The following is a 15,491-nucleotide window of genomic DNA, read 5'->3' on the forward strand; positions in this document are numbered from 1 at the left end:
AGCGCTTCTGGCAATAACTTTGGTGGCAGTTTGTCAGCTAAGGCACTCAAGGCTTCGGCACGATAATACTCATCCTGAATCGCCTTGGCAGCAGCTAGGACTTTTTGCAGTGCTAATTCTTGAAGATTTGGTGGCAAATAATTGACTAGTTTTGCCAGCGAGTAGATTTTCTCTTGTGGTTCTGGTTTTTGCAGGGCATAAGCTAGTCCTTGTTGGGGAGTCCACATCTTGTTTTTGACCAACGCTACCAGCAGATTTGCTGGTAGATTAGCTGCCAAACTATTCATCGATGCAGTAATCAAAGCATAACGACACTGCAAGCTTAGTGTTGATTCAGTCCGATTCGCTTCTGCTAGTTCCCAGGCACGAGAAATATCTGTGATATAACCGCCAGTTTGTGCCAATTGTTCTCGTACTTCATACCAGCCATTGCTTCCAGTTGCAGACTCTTCCCGCAATAACTGGTGAATCTCTTCAAACTGTCCAGCCTTTTCCAAATGCCAAACTAAATACTGATGAATGTAACCATCATCGAGTAAAGTATGCCATAAACCATTCTGGGTTTTCTGCCGATACTTCTTTAAAAAAGCAGCGTGAACATCAGCAAGGTTTAAACCCAACCCAGCCAAATCTCCTGGGCGCTTTGGCTGTGAGGGAGCAGTTAACAAATTACAAGCTAAATCGTGGAATAAGTCATGTAAGCGATAGGTAGGCATACCATCAGCAAGCGGTACTCCTGTTAATAGCAATGCTTTATTCCGTAAATATTGCAACATCTTGGCAGCATCACGCTTATCCATCTGCCACAGCGTTGCCGCCATCATCTTATTAATGTTGACATCCTCCGGCAATACCCCTAACCAAGAGAAATGCTGCTGCTTTTCTGCTGGCATTCTCTTGACACTCAAATTTAATGATGCGGTTAAACTCAGGCGTTTTAAACTAGCCTCATCAGTAATTTCTTCGGCTTCCGGTCGGTCAAAACTTGTTAATCTGGCTACTTCTTGCTGAATATCCGCCAACAGTTCATTCCAAGTCGTACCACAGGCAACTTCGGCGGCTGCGAGTTCCAATGCTAGGGGAAGATAACCAACGCCTTTGGCTAAGTTTTCTGCTGAGTGACGTTCTGTGCCTGTAATCTCGCGTCTTAATTTCTTCGTCAGCAATTCCATTGCCTGGTCTGGTTTCATTATATCCAGGCTGTAGGTGCTGGCTGCTAAAGCATCGGCAATGTGACCTTCACGAGTAGTTACTAAAACTTGACAACGCGCACCACCAAAATTAAATGCTCGTGCATCTTCGGTATTCCAAGCATCATCCACCACCAGTAACACAGCTTTGTCATAAAGCAGAGTCCGCAAATGCATAGAAGTTGCTTCTATACTTATAGGTTTAAAGCTATAGTCTCCTAATGCTTGCACCCAGCCACTAAGTAAAGCCAGCACATTGGGTTGTTGACCTAATGTTGCCCAAAGAATGCCATCACAAAAACGAGATTGTATTTCTGCATTATGGGCTAAAGCCGCAGCTAAAGTAGATTTGCCCACCGAACCCAAACCGTGAATCGCAGTAATTACTAAAGTGCGACTATCAGACGATGAACCATTTAAAAGACGAGTCTTTAAATCATCGCTGTATTCTGGGCGTTCTACAAAGTATGTGGGTAAAGGTGGCGCTTGAAATATACTTGTGTGACCTAACCCCCTAACCCCCTTCCCTACAAAGGAATGGGGAAAATTCAAAGCCTCTCTCCCTGTGGGGGAGAGGTTTGGAGAGGGGTTATTTAATTTCGATTTCTCTGGTCTACTACTTTCCCAAGCTTCATCAAATTGTTTTAAGTTCCTTTCCCTATCTCTTGACCATAGCTTGAGTGTAAAGTGCCATTCCTCAACACCCTTGGTTTGCAGACGGTTATCTTCGAGAATCTTCAAAAAATCCTTCAGCAAATTCAGCGCTTCTCGAATTTGCGCTTTAGTTAACTTGCCAGGATATTTATCTTTTTGCGTCAGCAACTCCAATGTTACCAACGTAGTCTGCACAGTCAGCTTGGGGTTAGCGCTGTCTGCTTCTTTCCAGTCGAACTCAATTTTAAAGTTAGCGTCCTCAAATTCTCTATCAGCAAAACAAAGCAACGCCTCTAGCAGACGCTTGACTCGCTTTTGAATTTGAGGCCCATAGGTAATTCGTGGCATTACATCCAAAAAATTGAGTAAGAAATTTGGGGCTACCCCAGATTGAAACTACCACCCCAAACTCATGTAATCCAGATTCTAAGGCATTTTCAGCAAGATTAGGGTATTTGCATCAGGGCACAACCCCAAAGAGAACCTGTATTTAACAACTCATTGGGGTACAAACAAATGCAAATTAAGCGTCATATTCTCAGTAAAACCATTGCTTTGTTGCTGGCAATGCAACTATTCTTGATTCCTTTTCAAGCTAAAAGCCGAATCGAGCAAGGGAACTCATCCATTGAGGCGTTGATTTGGATGACTCAACAATATATTTCAGTGCTGGTTAAAATCCGTAGCTTGCAGGATAAAAGGGAGAAAAACGATTCTCCAAAGCTCAAAAGTAAAAGATGAAATGGTAGGGTGTGTTAAGCAGAAGCGATGTTTACGGCGGTAAACTACGCAGTTTATCAGAGATAGTAGCGTGTTGTGGAAGTGCGATCCAAACAAGAAAAACCCCATCCCATCAAAGTTACGCTTTGTCTCACATCTTCGCAAGCAAAGAAGGGGTGTACAATGTCTAAGTTAATTTTGATAGCTTGTAGTAAGCACTTTAGTGCTTAAAATAATCAGGACTAAAGTCCTTACTACAAACTTGCTTATCTATCAATTTCAACTTGACGTACTACTAGCAAACTAGCCAACAAATACTCAGTCTATGTATTTGGCTCTTAAGGCTTGGCTACACTAGTAACATCCTTGTTAAGAACCCCTAAAGCTGTTGACAAATTCGATTTATTTGGTGCAGAGGCTTTCAGTCCTGCCTCAATCTCATCGGCTTTATCTTCAATTTGTTTGTAGGTAGTGGGAGATTTAGCTTTGACTCCATCCTCAACCTTTGACCATAAATCTTCAAATTTATCAAATTCCCCTTTCGCTTTGGTAAAATCTCCCGCCTCAACTGCGGTCTTAGTATTGGTAACAACACCCTGTAGACCTTGAAATTCAGTTGTTGTAGCTGGAGTGGCTGCTGCACTAGGGGTGGTTGTCGCAGCCGGAGTGGCTGTTGTATCAGAGATAGAACTCCCAGCAGGTGGCGTTTGTGCAGTAGGTTCTTCAGCCTGATTGCATCCAACCAAAGTCATCATGCTGATTGCAGCAACTATTAGTACTGGATTAAAACGATTCATTCTAAACTCCTCATCAAAACTCGTTTGTATAGACTGGTACCGCAAAGCGGAAATCAAAAGTCTTTCATTTTGGCTTTCTGGCTGTAATGAAATAGTAGGTTTGTTTCCGTCGATTTGTACTAGCGTTCATATTTTACGCTGACTATCAACAAAAATATTACCTAATATTTTTGTCATTCAAATATTAAAACTATCAAGGTAAAAAACTCGGAAAGAACCAATATTTTCTCTTTCCGAGTTTTTTATTTGCTGTGCTTTCCCTTAGAGGTTGTTTGAAAAGTGATTGGCTGTGATTTTAATTGCATTGTTACCCCCCTTAGTCCCCCCTTTAGAAGGGGGGAAACAAGAAAAATCCGGTTCCCTCCCCTTGTAAAGGGGAGGGTTAGGGTGGGGTAAAAAATATTTAATACATCAATCGTGACTTTTCAAACATCCTCTTAAGAACAGAGTCTATCAAGACAGACTCCTCACACCAATTGCTGAGTTCGAGTCTTGTCTGAAAAAACTCGATTTTTCTCATCTCATTTGCATTTCAGGTGATATTGAGCCTACATTGTATTGGGAAAAAGTTTCTACTGACAGGAAAAATAGCATGAAACGTTCATTTCGTAAGTATCATCGTATCCTTGGCATCATCCTATCTGTGCCACTTATGTTAACCGTGCTGACTGGAATATTAACAACCTTTGTCCGCGAGTGGTCTATTGGTATAGGAGTTCCAGCTAGCTTCCTGTTAAGTATCCATACAGGCGAAATCTTTCATCTGCAAGGAATCTACCCAATTTTGAATGGATTAGGACTTCTGGGATTGTTGGTGACAGGATTAAATATGTCTGGTTTATTTGGTAAAAAAACTCGGCAAAACCCTAATAATTAAACTAAGAAGCTAGTGGCAAACGTACCTGAATGAATACAGTGTAACCATTTCATTGATTTTGAATGAGCGGTTTATTTACGCCGTGGCTTACTAGCTAGTAATTTCAAGACTCTATTTCAGCTAATTCTAACCAGCGTTCAGTCGCCACATCGATCGCGTGCTTGAGATTTTCCACCTGATTATAGAGTTTTTGCACTTCGCTATAATTCCCCGGTGAGACATTCGCCAGTGTTTTCTCGGTTTCCGCTTTCTGGGCCTCTAACTCGGCAATTTTACCTTCCAACTGGTCAAATTCTTTTTTCTCCCAGTTCGATAATCTCCGCCGCTTGGTATTCTCTACCTGTTTGGGTGAAGCCGCACCATTTTGGACTTCGGAATTTTTCGGCTTCTCTTTAGCGTTCGCAGCTTGTTGCTGTGCTTCTTCAGCCTTCTTATAGTCCAGATAAATCGAGTAATTACCTGGATATTGCCTCAGATTACCGCCTTCTTCAAAGGAAAATACTGTGTCGATGGTGCGATCGAGAAAGTAGCGATCGTGAGAAACTACAATTACACACCCGACAAAATCTTCTAAATAATCCTCTAATACTGCCAATGTCTGAACATCTAAATCATTTGTCGGTTCATCTAAAATTAAGACATTGGGCGCACTCATCAAAACCCGCAACAGAAATAAACGGCGTTTTTCCCCACCCGAAAGTTTACTAATTGGGGCATACTGCTGATTACCAGGAAACAAAAACCGCTCCAACATTTGCGAAGCAGTAATTTGAGTACCATCGGTAATTTTGACAAATTCTCCTTCTTCTTTGATGTAGTCAATCACGCGCTGATTTTCATTCAATGCTGTGAGCAATTCTTCCGAATGCTGGTTAAAATAACCGATGTGAACTGTAGTACCAATTTCCGCAATGCCGGAATCTGGCTTAATCCGTCCAGTAATGATATCCATTAAAGTGGATTTACCAGCACCGTTAGCGCCAATAATGCCGATGCGGTCTTCTGGACTAAATTCGTAGGTGAAATTATTAATCAGAGTGCGTCCATTGTATGCCTTAGAAATATTATCTAACTCAATAACCTTTTTCCCAATGCGACGACCGACTGTCGAAATATCAACTTTACCCTGAACTTGTTTAAATTCAGTATCCCGCAGAGCGTGAGCGCGGTCAATTCGAGCTTTTTGCTTGGTACTTCTGGCTTTTGGGCCTTTTTTGAGCCATTCCAACTCGCGGCGCAATAAGCCTTGGTGTTTGCGTTGACTGCTGACGGCAGATTCTTCAGCTAAAGCTTTCTTTTCGAGGTAATATGAGTAGTTACCTGTATAGGTGTAAATGTCGCCTCGGTCGATTTCAATAATCCGGTTGGTAACGCGATCTAGAAAATAGCGATCGTGGGTAATCAGAAACAATGCGCCGCGATAGCGATTTAAATAACTTTGTAACCATTCCACAGAAAGAGCATCAAGATGGTTTGTCGGTTCATCCATGAGCAAAGCATCTGGTTCTGATAGCAAGGCTGATGCTAAAGCAATGCGCTTGCGATAACCTCCAGATAAAGTACTTATCTTGGCATCAAAGTCAGAAATTCCTAATTTTGTCAGAATGATTTTGGCATTAGTTTCTAATTCCCAAGCACCAGTCGTATCCATGTGTTGCATCACCACAGAAAGGCGAGACATCAGTTGACTATCATCTGGATAGTGAACCAATTTATCAGAAAGTTCTTCATACTCGCGTACTAAAGCCATGTGTTCGCCACTGTCAGCGAAAACTTGCTCTAAAACTGTGTGATTTTCATCTAAATCTGGCTGTTGGGGTAAGTAGATAATTTTAGAACCGGAATTGATTAAAATTTGACCGCTATCAATGGATTCTAACCCAGCGATCATTTTTAATAGAGTTGATTTACCTGAACCGTTAATACCAATTAATCCCACTTTATCGGTAGCATCAAGGCTAAAGCTAGCATCTTTTAAAATTTCCTTGATCCCAAAGTCTTTTTTTACTGATTGTAGTGTAATAATACTCATAAGATTGAAGTCATTAATTGTTTTTCATTAGTGAGTAGGTAAGGTATTTGCCTTACCTACATTCGCAAAACTCTATACAAATAAGTCCAAGGGAAGGTGTCCATACATTTCGTTGATTCCATCTTCGTCATAAGACTGGCAAGATACTAATACACCACGATGATGTCCATCATAGGAATCAAGATAACACAAGCCGTTTTTGCCATTTAATTTGATATAAACTGGCCCTTCGGGTGTAAGTAAATTGTTTGGCGGTTCATAACCCAAAGCCAGAGAATAGGTTTTCATTGCCAATATTCCTTCTTCTGCCGTATCAGCACAAATTCCTAAAATTTGGTAATCAGTAAGCTTGGTGAGCAAAATTAAGGCATTACGAATTACTACTTTTTCTGATGAGTTGAGGATAGGGGCAATGTCTAGACAGTTGAATTTGTTCAGTAATTTTTTCGCTTCTTCGGCAGTGAGATTTTGAGGATTGGAGGTTGACATAAACTTCGACTATTATCTGGTTAGCTTTTCTGTGGTGTTTGAGTTGGGACTAGTACCGCAAGGCAAAAGTCAAAAGTCACTCATGCTTGAATTTTGGGCTTTCTGGCTGTAATGAAATGGAACGTTTCCACTGATCTGTACTAACCCAACTTATACCATTTTGGATTTTAGGTTTTGAATTGGAAATAGTCCAATGTATTGGAGAATTTGTCTGAGGTCAGAGCAAATTCCATCATTTTAGACCTTGCGGTCTCATGCCCACTTCCCTTTTACGGTTGATTTTGGACATTCCCAAGGTTGAATATAAAGGGTACGCCATTTTTTGAGTCATTACCCATAACCAAGACTTTCGGCATCTGAGCGCCGCCAGTCTTCCAAGCTTCAATTGCTTCTTTTTGCAGAACTAACTGCCCTCCTTGGGCTTTGAGTGTCTCTGCTAAAAGTCTTTGAGCTTCTGCCCTACCTTTGGCGCGATTCACGTCTGCTTGCGCTTCTTGTTCGGCTTCCCGTGCTACATAAACGGCTCTTTGCGCCCGTTGTTCAGCAATTTGTTTTTCTTCAACTGCTCTGGCAAATTCTGGTGAGAATGCTAAATCAACTACGCTAGTATCTAACACAATTATCCCATATTTGTCTAAGCGATCGCCTAACGCATTATCGAAGTCTTCTTTTAACTCACTTCGTTTGGTAATCGCTTCTTCTACTGTTCTTCTAGCTGCGGCAATTTTAAATGCTTCTTGTGTCTGAGGGGCAATGATTTTTGAAACAATATTCTCTAATGTTCCTTGTTTTCTTCTAACTTCAACTACCTTTATCGGATCGAGGCGAAAGTTAATTGCAAATCTTGCAGATAAATTTTGCAAATCTTTAGTGGAACTCTCTGCTGGTACTTCAAATTTTTGCACCGTTAAATCATACACATCTATCACGGTGATAAAAGGCGGTTTTAAATGAATACCTTCCAATAAAGCACCATCTCTGGCTTTACCCAAGATGCTGATTACTCCTGCTTGTCCTGGGTTAATAATGATAAAGGAATTTAGCCCAATAATCACCAGTATTGCTAACACAATTCCCAAAACTGTGGTTTGCCAATTACCCAATTGCTGATTTTTCAAATTCCCCTCTCCAATATTTAGTTAGTCATACCAATTCTATATGAGGCTGCATAGAAATATAGAATAAAAAACATGGAAGATTAAAGAGCAAAAGCAAACGATGGCACGTCCTTTCAACGTAGAAATATCGGAGAGTGCTGAGTATTTGTCCAAAAGTCTCAAGAAGGTTCGCACAGCTTTTGAAAAAGAACGTTTACAAATGATGTGGTGGATAAAAACAGAACAAGTTAGACAGCATAAGGAATTAAGCCAACGACTGGGTAGAGATGGCTCAACCGTAACAAGGTGGTTACAAAAGTATCGACAAGGATTCTATGAAGATGCATAGAAAAGAGCTTCTAGGATAAAATTATAAGAAGAGGCAGAAATCACCTGCTTAAAAGTAAGTTGGTCGAATAATTCTTGGATGCGATCGCGTAATACCAATTCTGTATGAAGATGCACATAAAAAGACCCCACTGTAGTCCCCTCGATGCCTTGGGGGGACGGCGTAGCCGGGGGGTAAATATATGTAGCTTCAATTCAAATAAAATGCGATCGCATACTAAAAAAATGGTAACGATCGATTTCACCAAATGCTACGTTAACCTTTATGATGACGATAGCAACAATAAAAATCGTACCTGTTAAGTCAATGAAATGGATCTTAACAACTGCTCTGATTTTGAGCAGCACTACTCAATATTCCGCACAAGTAATAGATCGAGCTAAACACCCAGCTACTAATAAACAGCCTGCACAACCAGTTAAAACACCTGCTTCACCTCAACAACCTACTTCTCCACCAGTTTTTATTTTGCCAAAAGCACCTGCTCCATTAAGTCCTGTATCTGGGCGTAGAACAGGAATGGGTAGTCGAGATAATTGTCCTGCGGTTTCGACCCCGCTCACTGCCTTAGTACCATTTCAAGAGGAACAAAAGGTTGGCAAACAGACAAACAATTCAATTATCGGGACTGTAGAAGGACTAACCACTTTAGAACGGCCTACGTTTTGGTTTTACATTCCCTACACTAAGAATTTGTCTAATTCAAGTGCTGAATTTAGCTTACAGGATAGCGCCGAAAATGATGTTTATAGAAATGCGATCGCCCTACCTTCAAAGCCAAGCATCATTGGTATTTCTCTCCCTAGTACTGCTTCATTAAAAGTAGATAATACATATCGCTGGTATTTCAAAGTACGTTGTAACCAAGAGACAGCAAGCATTCCTGTATATGTAGAAGGGGACATTAAAAGAATCAATTTAGATACTCGTGTTATGCAACAATTAGAAGCCGCAAATGAGCCTAGAAAAAAAATTATAATTTATGCTAAAAAAGGGATTTGGTTTGACGCTTTAGATATGCTAGCACAAATACGTATTTCTAATTATAATGATGCATATCTTGAAAAAGATTGGCAAAGTTTATTGCAATCAATCAATTTGGATAATCTTGCTACGATGCCCCTAATAAAATTACCAACCCGCTAATAATTTCATATCCAGTAAAGTATCTATAAACCTAGATTTTTACAACCAATTACCAACTATAACGTAGGGTGCCCAGTACATCGGACGGTTATATTCAGGAGCTTCAAGTAATTTTAATTGAGCAAAGCGTAAAGCTTCTGCCGTAGTTTTACCAGTCACTAACTGGCGGTAAAATTCATCAATAAATAAAGCTGTAGAGTCATCGCCAATTTGCCATAGGGAGGCTAAAGTACTCCGCGCACCAGCACGCAGGGCAACTCCTGCTAATCCCAATGCAGCTCGGTTATCTCCTGCTGCTGTTTCGCAAGCACTCAAAACAAGTAATTCAACTGGCTCTGTTAGTTTTTGCTCTCTACTTTTGAGCAAACTATCTAATTCACTCACATTGATGCGTCCATCAGCTGCTAGGATAAAAGTGTCTTTTGCTTTAGAACTAAATTGCCCGTGAGTTGCCAAATGAACAACTCTAAAAGCTTGAGCGTTGATGGTTTTTGCTAAATTTGTACTGGTAAAATTTTTATCCAATAATGTAGTTGTCGATACGCCTGATTCCTGAATGAATTTCAGTTCAACCTTAACGTTGGGAAGTGGTGCAAACTTTTCATTTTTGGGTGGTTGTGATAGTCCTCCAGCAAGGGCATTTAATTTTTTCTGTCCTAGAGGTTTGGGAGTAAATAGTTGCAGTCCGGGGCTAATAGCTACAGAGTATTTTTGGACTAAATACTCTCTGCCATCATATAATGCAGACATCGGGATATTTCGCAGCAACCCATCTGGAATAAAGACTAGAGTATTAACTTTACTATTTTTAAGGTCTGTTTCAACTGGTTTAATTAACCAGTTATAAAGTTGTTGAGAAACTGTTTTAAATTTATGATCGGCATCGGGTTGGACTATTGTCTTTCGTATTTCTGTAATAACTTGCTCTACTTGCTGACGGTTGACTTGAGAAGTTTTATGAATCAACGGTTGCTTAGGAAGTTTGATGATAACTTCTAAATAGTTATCTAGGATAATCGGATAGAAAATAGCAGTATTCGGGTTGTTGCGGTCTACTACTTTGTCTAGCACCACAAATTGGTTGCTCAAGCAAGCTTCTCGAAAAAAATTGTCGAGTTCTGCAACTTGCAAGGCCTCTATTCGCTGACGTGCTTTATCTAAATCTGGTTTTCCTTGTCCTTTCTCTTGTAAAAGCAACTCTACAGACTGTCGATAAAGAGGTTCTATGCGATCGCGAAAATTGAACTGTACGTCTCGATTAACCGCAACTAAATCGCTGCGAAGAGACTGAAGAGTTGTTACAGCAGCATCATAAGCAGATATGGCGGCTTCGATATTTCCCTGTGCTTTGAGTAAGCGTCCTAACTGCCACTCAAGGCGATAAGCTATATCTGAGGCATCGATTTTTTGAGCCAGAAACAACCCTTGCTGCGTCAAATCCTGTGCTTCTTGCCATTGTTGGTTCTGCTCGTAAACTTCTCCCAAGCTGCCTAGTGCATAAGATTGGGCACGTTCATCGCCGATGATTTTGGCTTGTTGAACGCTAGTTGCCAGAATCTCTGCAATGTCTTTTTTGTTACCAATTGCGGTCAAAGTCTGAGCAAAATTGATCCGTGCATAAATACCAGCTTGATTGGTAGGCAGATTCGGGAGTTGAGATTGAATTGTGGGTATTAATGACTTTGCTTCAGTGATGCGTTCGTTTTCGATTACCAAACTCAGCTGATTAATCAGGGCTTGAACTTTGGCTAGAGAGTTTGGTGCAATTTTGGCAGCATTTTCATAATGAGCGATCGCATCTTTAATATTACTTAACGACCTAGCAGTATTACCAAGACTAAATTCTGTCAAACTAATTTCTAGAGGTAGTTGCAGACGTTGAGCGATTTCTAAGCTTTGTTGTAAGTTTTTCTGGGATGACTCTAGTTCGCCTAATTGTTGTAAGACATTGCCAAGCGATCGCAAAGCTGTTACTTTTACGGGTGAGTCAGGTTGGGAAATTAATTGTTGGGATACTTCATTCAATATATCTAAGCTACGACGGTAAAAACCAGCAACTCGTAGGGCTTGTGCTTGGTTAACACGGCTGCGCGTTACTCCAGCATTGTCATTTAATTTCTTCCAGATTTGCTCTGCTTGTTGTGATGTTTTTATAGATGCATCAGTTTGTCCGTCTGCTAATTGCAATTCGCCCTGAATATTTAGAGTTTGTGCCAGAATTTCTAACAATTCAGACTTGGGATTGTTGACATTTAACTTTTGACTTATCTCATCCCAACCAAGCAAATTTAAGCTATTGTCAATAGTTGCATAAGCTTCTTTCCAGGAGCCGAGTTGCTGGTATACAAGACAGAGGTTAGTCAGCGCTGCGGCTTGTGCAAGGTTATTGCTTTCTCGTTGATAGCTACGCACAGCTTGTTGGAGAACATTTACCGCTTCAGTAAAGCGTCCAGCTTGGTAAAGTGCTTCTCCTTGCTCAAGAAGTTGCTGTGGTGTTGTGGCTGGGGGTTTATTGGTTTGGATGTGAAATCTGTCTGGTGAATTTGTTTTTTGTTGTTCAGCGAATGTGCTAGGGATAATAGTCAGGAAAACAGCAAGGGTAAATAGGAGTACGGGAGTTATCGCAAATTTAATTACTCGCTTTGGCAGCTGAAATTTTGCCATATTTCACACCTCCCTGAGATACAGGACAGGAAGCAGGTGTTTGCCAAGGACTGTGGGGGTTGAGTTGAGGAACTTGTGCTACTAATTCTATGTTTCCCTTGCGATCGATTACCCAGCCAGAAGCTTCCACAATTGGAATTGTAGCAGCAATGGGAGTAGTTGAAACTGCTGTTGGTTCTGGTACAGGCATTGTGTTTGCCAAGTTTTCTGCGTTTGGTCTTAATCTCACCCACGCAGACACAGTACTTGAATCTTGTAATGGTTCAGCAGGACTCATGGGTAGTCCGCCGCGTCCTGTTGCCACAAATGTATTTTGGAATTGCCGAGTTCCAGGTGTGCAGGCAGTGGAAATTTGGCTAGAAGCATCTATTAAATTAAGTGGGATTTCAATTAAACCGTTAGTAGGGTCTACATCAGGTCTAGTGATTTGCACATTACCGCTCAACTGGCGAGTTGCTCCGGTGGCGGTGATGTCGCTTGTTTGTAGCTGACGCGGGTCTAAATCTTTAGGATGTAATCTCTCAAGTTCTTGTCGACTCAGAGGTGCAATGCCAAAGATACCTTTAGTATTAATTATGATATTACCGCCACGAAAGTCATCAGAGTTGGCAGTAATGTCACTATTTTCAAAGGCAGCCAGGATATCAGCATTAATATTGATGTTGCCACCAATAACGTTTTGGCCTGAGGCGTTGGTAGTGATGTTGCTATTGCGACGCACAATTAAATCCCTTGAGCGCAAACCAATATTACCTTGTCCTGCGGTGGTGTTCGCTGTGATTTTTCCTTGAGCATCGAGACGGATGCTGCGAGCTATGGCTTCAATACTACCCGCATTTCCCGTTCCTAAACTATTTACACTGGTTTGGGCACTATCTTGAATAGTCAACTTTCCAGTAGTGATTCTGATGTTTCCCCCCTGACCTGTAGAGGTAGTCTCTGTGTTAGCAAATAGACCAGTATCTGGAGTCGCCTGATTCAAATAATACGTACCATCAGTTTTATCAACCCGCGATAAGTAGGTAATACCCTTGCCAGAAAGGTTAACGCTGTCAACAGCTTTGACAGTTATGTTACCAGCTTTGCCACTGCTAGAGCTAGTCGTAATAAGTGCTCCACCATTCACCACATCTATTGTATCGGTGTTAACAGTAATGTTACCCCCATTCCCTTGTCCTTGCGTCTGAGCATTCAACTGAGCATTATTTTTTACCTGTAACGACCTCGTAGTGATATTGATGTCACCACCTACCACCCCTTCTAATGAAGAATTAGAACTCAATGCAGCAGCAGGTTGGTTTGTACCTATCCCATCAAAGGAAACTGTATCGCGGGCGTTTATATTGATATTACCTGCCAATTTACCCTTTATACTCTGGATGTTAGTGTTTAATACAGCGCCATTTTTGACAAACAGCGAACCTGTGTTGATGTTAATATTACCGCCATTGCCTTCGCTCCCCTCGAACACGTTGCTTCTAATTCCACTGGTTTGATTTGGACTACTCTCCCCCTCAACCGTAATAGTATCGCGAGCGTTTATATTTATACTGCCTGCATTCCCGAGTCCATAGACACCGGAAAATAGTGTAGAGCCTTGTGTGAGAGAGAGCGACCCTGTTGTAATATTAACATCGCCGCCGTTGCCTTTTCCACCGTTGCCATTTCCACTGACACTACTTTTGACGAAGCTTTCTCCATCCAAGGAAATTGTATTACGGGCATTTATATTAACATTGCCTGCATTCCCCAATCCTTGAGTAACAGTATTCACTGAAGCGAAATTAGTTACAAATAGCGATCCAGTGTTTATAATTATGCCTCCAGAATTACCCACTGCTTCTGGACCGACTACACTCTCTAGATGACTTCCTTTGTCAAGAAAAACGGAATCTTCAGCATTAATCCTGACAGCACCAGCATTTCCTTGCACAATTGTGTTATCAGAAATAATACTGCCATCTCTAACTTTGACTATTCCAGTTGCATTTAGCTCAATATCCCCTGCCTGACTTTGAGGTGTTCCGTTGTCAATAAATATCCCTGCTCGTACTCTTGTATTTTCTCCAGAAATATCAATATTCCTGGCATTGATGGCAATACTACCTTTGTCAGCACCGCGTACATTCGCTTCGGCTCCATTGCTCAAAGATACATCTGCTCTAACTGCGCTATTTGGAAAATTTAAACCGAGGTAAGAGCCATTATTACTAAGACCAACTGTGCCTGCTGCTACACCCGCCAACTCTATACGTCCCTCCGAAGTTAGCAAGCGTCCACCATTCATGTTTACAGAGCCGCCGACAAGTGCTAAAGTCTGACCAGGGTTTAACCGTAAGGTAGAACCCTGCACCTGAATAGTTCCTGGATTTGTCCCAAATTGCAAACCTACAGGTACACTGATAGTCAGCAAAGGTACAGATTGAGGATTCGTTGCACTAAATTCAAAACCATCGGCAAATTTCATACTATTGGCAGATGTGGCAATAAACGAACCACCAATGTTCAATAGCGCATTTTTACTAAATATAATCCCATTAGGATTGATAATAAACAGGTTTGCTCTACCCAAGGCACGAATCGACCCATCGATGTTTGAAACGCCTGAGCCAGTGACTCGTGTGAGAATGTTTTGAATATCGAGTCTATTATTGAACAGAGCTTCCGAGCCAGTGGGAACAGAAAACTCAGAGAAGCTGTGGAACAGATTAGCTCCTCTTGTGGTTCCACCCGAAATAATTCTGGTATTACCCTCTAATATGACGTTGGAATTATTTGGCAGAGTGGCGTCTGGGGTGATTTGGGCAACTGAGATATTTGCATAAAAGGCGATGAACCCACTTCCAATGGCAATTCCTAGACCTTGCAACCAGTCCAAACACGCACTTCTAAAAGACATTGGACTCTCCTATAGAAAAGAAAATTTAGCTTGGAAGCCTCAATCCAGAGTGTAAGTATCAGGTTAATCAACTTATGCATAAGAGAGGATATTAGCAATTTGGCGTTACTAAATCAAGTAAATAAACTAGATCAAACGCATTTAAAGTATAAGAATCCTTCAATAGCAAGGGTTTGAGCGTTTGATAGTTGAGGCTATTTTTTCAACAATATCCCTATGCAGCAAGGCTTTCACAAATTACGTGCGTTTGCCCTGATGAATAAAATCAACTCACTGCTACCAATTAAAAATCAGAAGGCAAAGCGAAAAACTTCTGATTCTCAGTCGTGAATAAAAATAACTCACTGCTACCAATTAAGAATCAGAAGGCAAAGCGTAAAAAACCTCTGATTCTCAGCCGTGAATAAAATCAACTCACTGCTACCAATTAAAAATCAGAAGGCAAAGCGAAAAAACTTCTGATTCTCAGCCGTGAATAAAATCAACTCACTGCTACCAATTAAGAATCAGAAGGCAAAGCGAAAAACCTCTGATTCTCAAAGGAAAAGAGCGACTGCTGACACCCAGCGTGGCTAAG

The 15,491-nt window shown here is 41.2% G+C and carries 12 protein-coding genes; 4 read left to right on the forward strand and 8 right to left on the reverse strand.

Features of this window, described 5'->3' with window-relative positions; genetic code table 11:
• Positions 1 to 2,192: NB-ARC domain-containing protein (locus RMX89_RS16465; RefSeq protein WP_322689645.1), on the reverse strand; the 2,192-nt coding region annotated here is incomplete at its 3' end.
• A 168-nt stretch (positions 2,193 to 2,360) separates the two neighbouring features.
• On the opposite strand from RMX89_RS16465, the gene RMX89_RS16470 reads away from it, so the two are divergent.
• Positions 2,361 to 2,585, forward strand: coding sequence for a hypothetical protein (locus tag RMX89_RS16470; protein ID WP_322689646.1), 225 nt, complete (start codon positions 2,361 to 2,363; stop codon positions 2,583 to 2,585).
• A gap of 317 nt (positions 2,586 to 2,902) precedes the next feature.
• Here RMX89_RS16470 and RMX89_RS16475 read toward each other — a convergent pair whose 3' ends face one another.
• The gene (locus RMX89_RS16475) at positions 2,903 to 3,361 is read right to left on the reverse strand and encodes a DUF4363 domain-containing protein (RefSeq protein ID WP_322684258.1); all 459 of its coding nucleotides are present in this window, start codon (positions 3,359 to 3,361) and stop codon (positions 2,903 to 2,905) included.
• Positions 3,362 to 3,953: 592 nt separating this feature from the next.
• On the opposite strand from RMX89_RS16475, the gene RMX89_RS16480 reads away from it, so the two are divergent.
• Positions 3,954 to 4,238, forward strand: coding sequence for a peptidase (locus tag RMX89_RS16480; protein WP_174708855.1), 285 nt, complete (start codon positions 3,954 to 3,956; stop codon positions 4,236 to 4,238).
• A 103-nt stretch (positions 4,239 to 4,341) separates the two neighbouring features.
• On the opposite strand, the gene RMX89_RS16485 is transcribed toward RMX89_RS16480, so the two are convergent.
• The 3 genes from RMX89_RS16485 to RMX89_RS16495 all read right to left on the reverse strand — a co-directional run bounded on the left by RMX89_RS16485 (position 4,342) and on the right by RMX89_RS16495 (position 7,877).
• Positions 4,342 to 6,270, reverse strand: coding sequence for an ABC-F family ATP-binding cassette domain-containing protein (locus tag RMX89_RS16485; RefSeq protein WP_322689647.1), 1,929 nt, complete (start codon positions 6,268 to 6,270; stop codon positions 4,342 to 4,344).
• A 72-nt stretch (positions 6,271 to 6,342) separates the two neighbouring features.
• Positions 6,343 to 6,759 (reverse strand): DUF1824 family protein, encoded by a 417-nt coding sequence (locus RMX89_RS16490; RefSeq protein WP_322675311.1) that lies wholly within the window; start codon positions 6,757 to 6,759, stop codon positions 6,343 to 6,345.
• Between the two features lie 269 nt (positions 6,760 to 7,028).
• Positions 7,029 to 7,877, reverse strand: coding sequence for a prohibitin family protein (locus tag RMX89_RS16495; protein WP_322675310.1), 849 nt, complete (start codon positions 7,875 to 7,877; stop codon positions 7,029 to 7,031).
• 100 nt (positions 7,878 to 7,977) lie between these two features.
• Here RMX89_RS16495 and RMX89_RS16500 point away from each other — a divergent pair, with 100 nt between their 5' ends.
• Positions 7,978 to 8,205, forward strand: a complete 228-nt coding sequence (locus tag RMX89_RS16500; RefSeq protein ID WP_322689648.1) for a helix-turn-helix domain-containing protein — start codon at positions 7,978 to 7,980, stop codon at positions 8,203 to 8,205.
• On the opposite strand, the gene RMX89_RS16505 is transcribed toward RMX89_RS16500, so the two are convergent.
• Positions 8,190 to 8,321 carry a hypothetical protein gene (locus tag RMX89_RS16505; RefSeq protein ID WP_322689649.1) on the reverse strand — a complete coding sequence of 44 codons (132 nt, stop codon included), beginning with the start codon at positions 8,319 to 8,321 and terminating at the stop codon, positions 8,190 to 8,192. The genes RMX89_RS16500 and RMX89_RS16505 overlap by 16 nt on opposite strands.
• A gap of 190 nt (positions 8,322 to 8,511) precedes the next feature.
• On the opposite strand from RMX89_RS16505, the gene RMX89_RS16510 reads away from it, so the two are divergent.
• Positions 8,512 to 9,351, forward strand: coding sequence for a DUF928 domain-containing protein (locus RMX89_RS16510; RefSeq protein WP_322689650.1), 840 nt, complete (start codon positions 8,512 to 8,514; stop codon positions 9,349 to 9,351).
• Positions 9,352 to 9,390: 39 nt separating this feature from the next.
• Here the strand turns inward: RMX89_RS16510 and RMX89_RS16515 are convergent, their stop codons facing one another.
• A complete protein-coding gene (locus RMX89_RS16515) occupies positions 9,391 to 12,015 on the reverse strand; it encodes a CHAT domain-containing protein (protein WP_322689651.1) in 2,625 nt (874 codons plus the stop codon).
• A complete protein-coding gene (locus RMX89_RS16520) occupies positions 11,981 to 14,914 on the reverse strand; it encodes a filamentous hemagglutinin N-terminal domain-containing protein (protein WP_322689652.1) in 2,934 nt (977 codons plus the stop codon). Before RMX89_RS16520 ends, RMX89_RS16515 begins: the two co-directional genes overlap by 35 nt.
• Positions 14,915 to 15,491 lie beyond the last annotated feature (577 nt).

Source organism: Nostoc sp. DedSLP04 (genome assembly GCF_034530775.1).
Lineage (GTDB): Bacteria > Cyanobacteriota > Cyanobacteriia > Cyanobacteriales > Nostocaceae > Nostoc.

Bases quoted from the DNA above. Each gene is read 5' to 3' on its own strand.
- RMX89_RS16485 (WP_322689647.1), bottom strand. From the start codon at position 6,270: ATGAGTATTATTACACTACAATCAGTAAAAAAAGACTTTGGGATCAAG.
- RMX89_RS16480 (WP_174708855.1), top strand. From the start codon at position 3,954: ATGAAACGTTCATTTCGTAAGTATCATCGTATCCTTGGCATCATCCTA.
- RMX89_RS16520 (WP_322689652.1), bottom strand. From the start codon at position 14,914: ATGTCTTTTAGAAGTGCGTGTTTGGACTGGTTGCAAGGTCTAGGAATT.
- RMX89_RS16470 (WP_322689646.1), top strand. From the start codon at position 2,361: ATGCAAATTAAGCGTCATATTCTCAGTAAAACCATTGCTTTGTTGCTG.
- RMX89_RS16490 (WP_322675311.1), bottom strand. From the start codon at position 6,759: ATGTCAACCTCCAATCCTCAAAATCTCACTGCCGAAGAAGCGAAAAAA.
- RMX89_RS16500 (WP_322689648.1), top strand. From the start codon at position 7,978: ATGGCACGTCCTTTCAACGTAGAAATATCGGAGAGTGCTGAGTATTTG.
- RMX89_RS16510 (WP_322689650.1), top strand. From the start codon at position 8,512: ATGAAATGGATCTTAACAACTGCTCTGATTTTGAGCAGCACTACTCAA.
- RMX89_RS16475 (WP_322684258.1), bottom strand. From the start codon at position 3,361: ATGAATCGTTTTAATCCAGTACTAATAGTTGCTGCAATCAGCATGATG.
- RMX89_RS16515 (WP_322689651.1), bottom strand. From the start codon at position 12,015: ATGGCAAAATTTCAGCTGCCAAAGCGAGTAATTAAATTTGCGATAACT.